6 protein-coding genes are annotated in these 6,085 nt (G+C 62.7%); 2 read left to right on the plus strand and 4 right to left on the minus strand.

Translation table 11 applies throughout. The annotated features are described in order from the left end of the window. Window positions 1-141: 141 nt before the first annotated feature. From DWY03_RS05710 to purH, 4 genes are all read right to left on the minus strand, one after another. Window positions 142-1,185 carry a sensor histidine kinase gene (locus DWY03_RS05710; RefSeq protein WP_117840136.1) on the minus strand — a complete coding sequence of 348 codons (1,044 nt, stop codon included), beginning with the start codon at window positions 1,183-1,185 and terminating at the stop codon, window positions 142-144. A 9-nt stretch (window positions 1,186-1,194) separates the two neighbouring features. Further along, the gene (locus DWY03_RS05715) at window positions 1,195-1,866 is read right to left on the minus strand and encodes a response regulator transcription factor (protein WP_117840137.1); all 672 of its coding nucleotides are present in this window, start codon (window positions 1,864-1,866) and stop codon (window positions 1,195-1,197) included. A gap of 178 nt (window positions 1,867-2,044) precedes the next feature. Next, window positions 2,045-2,752, minus strand: coding sequence for a hypothetical protein (locus tag DWY03_RS05720; protein WP_231500763.1), 708 nt, complete (start codon window positions 2,750-2,752; stop codon window positions 2,045-2,047). Between the two features lie 274 nt (window positions 2,753-3,026). Beyond that, window positions 3,027-4,634, minus strand: coding sequence for a bifunctional phosphoribosylaminoimidazolecarboxamide formyltransferase/IMP cyclohydrolase (purH, locus tag DWY03_RS05725; protein WP_117840139.1), 1,608 nt, complete (start codon window positions 4,632-4,634; stop codon window positions 3,027-3,029). A 277-nt stretch (window positions 4,635-4,911) separates the two neighbouring features. On the opposite strand from purH, the gene DWY03_RS05730 reads away from it, so the two are divergent. Both DWY03_RS05730 and DWY03_RS05735 read left to right on the plus strand, forming a co-directional pair. Beyond that, entirely contained in the window at window positions 4,912-5,553 is a 642-nt protein-coding gene (locus DWY03_RS05730) for a GNAT family N-acetyltransferase (RefSeq protein WP_117769936.1), read from the plus strand. Between the two features lie 284 nt (window positions 5,554-5,837). Then, the coding region (locus DWY03_RS05735) for a transposase (protein WP_147335438.1) at window positions 5,838-6,085 on the plus strand (248 nt) is incomplete at its 3' end.

Here is a 6,085-nt window from a genome sequence, read left to right on the forward strand (position 1 = left end):
GTTTTGTTTGGGCTGCACGTTTTTGTTTTGGGAGATCCATTTGAGCCTCATAGTTATGTTCACGTCCGGGAACATAGCGCCAGTTGCCTTAGCTAAGTTCACGTTCGGGAACATAGCCGTCCGCAGCGCAAGACGGTCCGGCTACTCAAAGTATTGGAACTTGTTCGTTGAGAAGGAAAACGTTACGACAAAGCCTTCTCTGGAGTCGGATGCCGCGGTGACGTCGATGCCCATCTTGGAGCACAGGCGCGCCACCAGGTAGAGGCCGATGCCCGTTGCGCGCTTGGTGGTGCGGCCGTTGTCGCCGGTAAAGCCCTTCTCGAACACGCGCGGCAGGTCGGCCGCGCTCACGCCGCAGCCGTTGTCCGCGACGGTGAGCTCGATGCGTTCGCTCGCCAAGCCCTCGTCCAGTAATGCGCCCGAAAACACGATCTTCGCGCCGTCCTCGCACGCATATTTAATGCTGTTCTGAATGAGCTGACCCAGAATAAACTCGAGCCACTTCTCGTCGGTAAAGACCTCAAAGTCGAGGTTCTCGCACACCGGCGCCACATGTGCCGCGATAAGTTCGCGCGCGTTGGCTTTAATCGCGCCCGTCACCAAGGTCTTGAGATCCCAACGGCGAATCAGGTAGTCGCGCTCCACGACTTCCGAGCGCGCATAGTACAGTGCCTGGTCGATATAGCGCTCAACGCGAGCCAGCTCGCGACCCAGGTCATCCACACGCGACAGGTCGTCTTCGCTGCCGTCCAGGTTTTCAAGAATCAGATGGGCTGCCGCCAGGGGCAACTTGGCCTCGTGGACCCAGCTTTCGATATAGTCGCGATAGTCGTCGGTTTGACGTCGCCCTTCCGCTACCTCATCGCAAGCCGCCTTGCCCACGCGGCGCAGGACTTCGTATTCGAGCTCGCCCTCGGCATAGGTCGGACACTGCACCATCTCCTGCACCCACGCAGGGCTTTCCAGCTCCTCGGCCGCGCGCTCCAGCTGGTGCAAAAATCGACGGCGGCGCGCGTACTCGATCACGATGCCGAGCATGCCAAAGATAAAGGACACGCCGACCGCCACGACCACGATGGAAGCGGGTGCCCCGGCGACCGTCAGCACAAAGCAACTCAACAGCACGCCGCACGTCCACACGGCGACGGGAAGCAGCGCATCTTTAAAGAACTTGGCAAACGACATAACCGGCACCTAGACCGAGTAACCCTGACCGCGATGCGTGGTCAGATACCCCTTGACGCCGATTTTTTCGAGCGTGGTGCGCAGACGGTTGATGTTGACAGTGAGCGTATTGTCGTCCACGAAGGCATCGGAGTCCCACAGGTCCTGCATGATGGCCGAGCGCGAGACGATCTTGCCCGCGCGACCCAAGAGCAGCGAGAGGATACGCAGCTCGTTTTTGGTGAGCTCGGTGCTGGTGCCGGTTGCCGTGTTGGTGACCACGGAGCGAGCAAGGTCGAGCTCCAACCCCTTGTGGACGAGCGTGCTGCGCTCGCCCGCCGCCGCGGTGCGACGCAGCAGGGCATTGATGCGCGCCACGAGCACACGGGCGCTATAGGGCTTGGGCACAAAGTCGTCCGCGCCGAGCGTCATGGCCATGACCTCATCGATCTCGGTCGTGCGCGACGTGAGAACGATGATGGGGACCTCGGATTCGCGACGGACCTCATGGCAGATGTGCTGGCCGTCTTTGACGGGAAGCGTCAGGTCGAGCAGTACCAAGTCGGGTGCAGCGGCCAGGATGTCACGCGAGACGTGCTCGAACGATTCGCAGGCCTCAACCTCAAAACCGGCACGGGCAAGGATATCGGCAAGCTCGCGACGAATGGGCTCGTCGTCCTCAACGATATAGATTAGCGCCATGGATTCCGCTCCCCTCTTGGTTGTCTTGCCACCATTATGGCTGCGAAACTGCAGGTGTGCACCGCGCGCGGTGCCAAGGTGACAGAACTGTTCGCGAGCGAGGGCGTTTTGTCCGCCTCGCACTCGCAGCGGTGGCGGGGACCAAAATGTTCTTTAATCCCCGTCCCAGAAAAATCATTTAGCGGCGGGCACGGAGCTTTTCGTAGCCGTCGGCGAAGAAGGCGACCATAGCAGCGTCCGCCTCTGCGGCATCGGTATCGTCGGCGGGGACCACGCCGTGCTCGTCGCTCACCAGGAACAGCGCGCCCTTAAGCTGCGCGGGAATATCTACGCGCGTGACCGAGATGCCCTTGGTCTGGGCCAGCTGCTCGATGAGCGTCGCCGTGCCGCACAGGCACTCGTCCGCCGGCGCCACAAAGGCAAGCTCGCCGTTGTTGACGGCGGCGAGCAGCTCGGGCGCCACGCCGGTCTCGTCGGCCTCGGAGCGGGCCTCGGCGGAGCGGACACGCAGCGCCTTGGCCGACGTATCGGCCAGCGGCTCGTACTCCCCCACCGTCATGGCAGCGTTGCCGTTGACGTCAATCACCAGCATGAGCACGCCGTCGTGCGCGGTGTAATCGCCCTCGGCAAGCGACCACTCAACGTGCTGCTTAGCCCAGCTGAGCATGTTATGGGTAAGCGGTTCGCCCTGCACCAGACGCTCGGACAGCGCGCGGATGTGACGGTTGAGCATGGGCACCTTTTTGTTGGACATGCGCCAGCGGCAGATAAGCGCGGGCTTGTCGAGCGTGAACTTCTCGACCGCCTCCTGATTGGCGCAAAAGTCCTCGTACGCACGCTGATCCTCGGCATTGCCAAACAACTCGGCATCATCAATCTGGGGCATGGTTGTACCTTTCGTGTTAGTCATTCCGTCCTCTTATACCAAAAAGACGGCCCTCCAAACGGAGCGACCGTCTTTTGCAGAGATTATTTTAGAAGCGAGGCGGTCCAAGGGACGAGATAACATCCCATCCTCCCCAGTCAACCTAACAGGTCGGCGAGGGTTGCCCAGGTGCCGCAGATTGCCGTGAAAGAGGAGCGACGCGTACTTGGGTACGCGAGCGACGAATGAGCGGCAAGGTGCGGTGGTTGGGCAAGCCGCAGCGCCACCTCCCTACTTAATGGCGGAAGTGGCGGGCACCCGTGAAAACCATCGCAATATTGTGCTCGTTGCAGGCCTGGATGCTCTCGTCATCGCGCTTGGAGCCGCCGGGCTGGATGATGCAGGTCACGCCGTGTGCGGCAAGCACGTCGACGTTGTCGCGGAACGGGAAGAACGCGTCACTTGCGCAGGCAAAGCCGCCCTTCTCCACGCCTTCGCGCTCGCAAAAGTCCTCGGCGCGTTCGCAGGCGAGCAGTGCGGAGTCAACGCGGTTGGGCTGACCCGGGCCCATGCCAATGCCGGCCTTGCCCTTGGAGACCAGGATGGCGTTGGACTTAACGCCCTTGCAGACCTTCCAGGCAAACTCGAGCTCGGCCATCTCAGCGTCGGTGGGCTTGCGGTCGGTGGGGAACGTAAAGGTCGCGGGATCCTCGGTCACGTGGTCGACCTCCTGCACCAGCATGCCGCCGTCGATGGAGCGCAGCTCCACCTGGGCACCGTGGTCCACGCCGCCGGTAGCCAGCACGCGCAGGTTGGGGCGCTTGGCCATGCGCTCGAGCGCCCCATCGGTGTAGCTCGGGGCGATGATGACCTCGACGAACTGCTTGTTCTGGTCGGCGAAGTGCTCAACCAGCTCAAAGGGAACCTCGCGGTTGCAGGCGATGATGCCGCCGAAGGCGCTCTTGGGATCGCAGGCGAAAGCGCGGTCGTAGGCGGCCGCGATGTCCTCGGCAACGGCGGAACCGCAGGGGTTCTGATGCTTGAGGATCACGCAGGCCGGCTCGTCGAACTCGCGGACCAGGTTCCAAGCGGCGTCGGCATCCAGATAGTTGTTGTAGCTGAGCGGCTTGCCCTGGATCTGCTCGGAGCCCACGAGCGGGAACTGCGAGCTCGCGGTGTTCTCGCAGCCCTCGGCAAAACGATAGACCGTGGCCTTCTGCTGTGGGTTCTCGCCATAGCGCAGGTCGTCGACCTTTTCCAGCGAAATCTCGAGCTTGGCAGAGGTGTCCGCCACGTCGCTTGCCTGGGCGGCAAGCCAACGGGAGATAGCCGTATCGTAGGCGGCGGTAGTCTGGTAGACCTTCACCTGCAGGCGACGACGGGTGGCAAGCGTGGTGCAGCCGCCGGTCTCGCGCATCTCGGCAAGGACAGCGTCGTAGTCGGCCGGGTCAGAGATGACGGTAACGCTCGCAGCGTTCTTAGCGGCGGAGCGCAGCATGGAGGGACCGCCAATGTCGATGTGCTCGATGGCGTCCGCAAAGGTGACCTCGGGGTTGGCGACGGTCTTCTCGAACTCGTACAGGTTGACGACGACCAGGTCGATCAGCTTAATGCCGTGCTGGGCGGCCTCCTGCATGTGCTGCTCGGAATCGCGGCGGGCCAGCAGCGCGCCGTGAACCTTGGGGTGCAGGGTCTTAACGCGGCCGTCCATCATCTCGGGATAGCCCGTGAACTCCTCGATGGGGGTTACGGGAACGCCCGCGTCCTCGATGGCACGAGCCGTGCCGCCCGTAGAGATGATCTCGACGCCAAAGTCATCGACCAGCGTCCGTGCGAAATCGACGACGCCCGTCTTATCGGTAACCGAGATCAACGCGCGTGCGATCTTCACATCAGATCCCATGCAGTCCTCCTGTCTGGTACGCCGCCGTGCTCTGTGAGTCGGTGATACGTCGATCTGCAGCGCTCGCGCAGCGGCATTGAAAATACTGATTCAATGTAGCGCATCGAGCGCATCGATGCACCCCGCAACGAGCGCATGTGCAGAAAAAGTTTGCGAGCGGAGGGGATGGGCACGGCACCGGGCACGGTGAGTTCATGGAACACAGGGGCACCATAATTAGATGCCAATAGCGTGGTAGAACTGTGCTCGATATGCATCCGCAAAAGAAAGAGGCACCATGGTCTCGCGGGTTCTCTACCGACCGTTTGATACCGAAGACTTCGACGCCATCGCGCTGATTCTGCAGCAGCTTTGGCATAACAATTCGGATAACGATGAGTACAACCGCCTCGAGGCCGCGTGCGACCTCGCCCATTGCCTTTCGTCATCGACGTTTTCGCAGGTTGCCGTAATCGACGGTCAGGCGCGTGGCATTGCGCTCGCGCGCGCGGGACAGAGTTCCGGCGCCACCGTTAAGGAACACTGGATGGATACCGAACGCGCGCTGCTTTCGCAGATGCGCGAGCTGGAGCCCGATGTCTGCGCCGAGTATCTCTCGTTTGTGCGCGCAACCATCCGAACCAACAACCGCCTGCTCGAGAGCAGCCCGTTGCCGCACGACAACGAAGTCACGCTGCTCGCCGTCGATCCCGATGTCCACGGCCTGGGTGTAGGCTCAGTGTTGCTCGATGCCGCGGTCTCGTACCTGTCCTCGCGCGGGGCGACAAGGGCGCACCTGTACACCGACTCCAACTGCTCGTGGAAGTTCTACGAGTTGCACGGCTTTAAGCGCACGGCCACGCACCGCGCCAACCGCGAAGAGCGTCGTCACGACATGCCGCGCGAAAGCTTTCTCTACGAACTCGACCTAACAGCCTAGCCCAAGCAGCCACACCTAGTCATTTAAGAACGTCCATTACAGTCGAAATTGTCAGCCCGGGCCCGTCTCGGGCTACGATTGAGGCGCGCCCAGAACGGGCCGCCGACCGGGCGCCCGCGCACGGCCGAACGTCCCTGCCCCCGAGAGGGCCCGTTGGGTGCTGCCGGCGCGGGACGCGCCGCCCCCGACGGCTGATAGGAAAGTGCCGGGCAGGCGCCGCGGCTGGTAATGTGAGTGCCGAGGGGGAGGCCATCCGGTCGAACGACTACCGGAAGGATACCACCGTGAAAGCGCCATCGACCAGACCCGCGGCCGTGCTCGGCCTGGACGTCGGCAAGTCCTCCCACTGGGCCTGCCTGATCGACCGCGGCGGGGAGGTGCTGGCCAGCGCCCCCGTCCGCAACCGGGAGGGCGCTCTCGACGCGCTGTTCTCCTCCGCGCCCGCCGGCACGCTCGTCGTCGTCGACCAGTTCCGCAACATAGGGTCCCTCGCCGTGCGGCGCGCCCGCGCCGCGGGGCTGGCGGTCGCCTA

The sequence above is a fragment of the Collinsella sp. AF23-2 genome (assembly GCF_003459245.1).
GTDB lineage: Bacteria > Actinomycetota > Coriobacteriia > Coriobacteriales > Coriobacteriaceae > Collinsella.

What these genes read in the sequence shown, in the direction of transcription:
- DWY03_RS05720 (WP_231500763.1), bottom strand. Translation starts at nt 2,752, where the DNA reads ATGCCCCAGATTGATGATGCCGAGTTGTTTGGCAATGCCGAGGATCAG.
- DWY03_RS05730 (WP_117769936.1), top strand. Translation starts at nt 4,912, where the DNA reads ATGGTCTCGCGGGTTCTCTACCGACCGTTTGATACCGAAGACTTCGAC.
- purH (WP_117840139.1), bottom strand. Translation starts at nt 4,634, where the DNA reads ATGGGATCTGATGTGAAGATCGCACGCGCGTTGATCTCGGTTACCGAT.
- DWY03_RS05715 (WP_117840137.1), bottom strand. Translation starts at nt 1,866, where the DNA reads ATGGCGCTAATCTATATCGTTGAGGACGACGAGCCCATTCGTCGCGAG.
- DWY03_RS05710 (WP_117840136.1), bottom strand. Translation starts at nt 1,185, where the DNA reads ATGTCGTTTGCCAAGTTCTTTAAAGATGCGCTGCTTCCCGTCGCCGTG.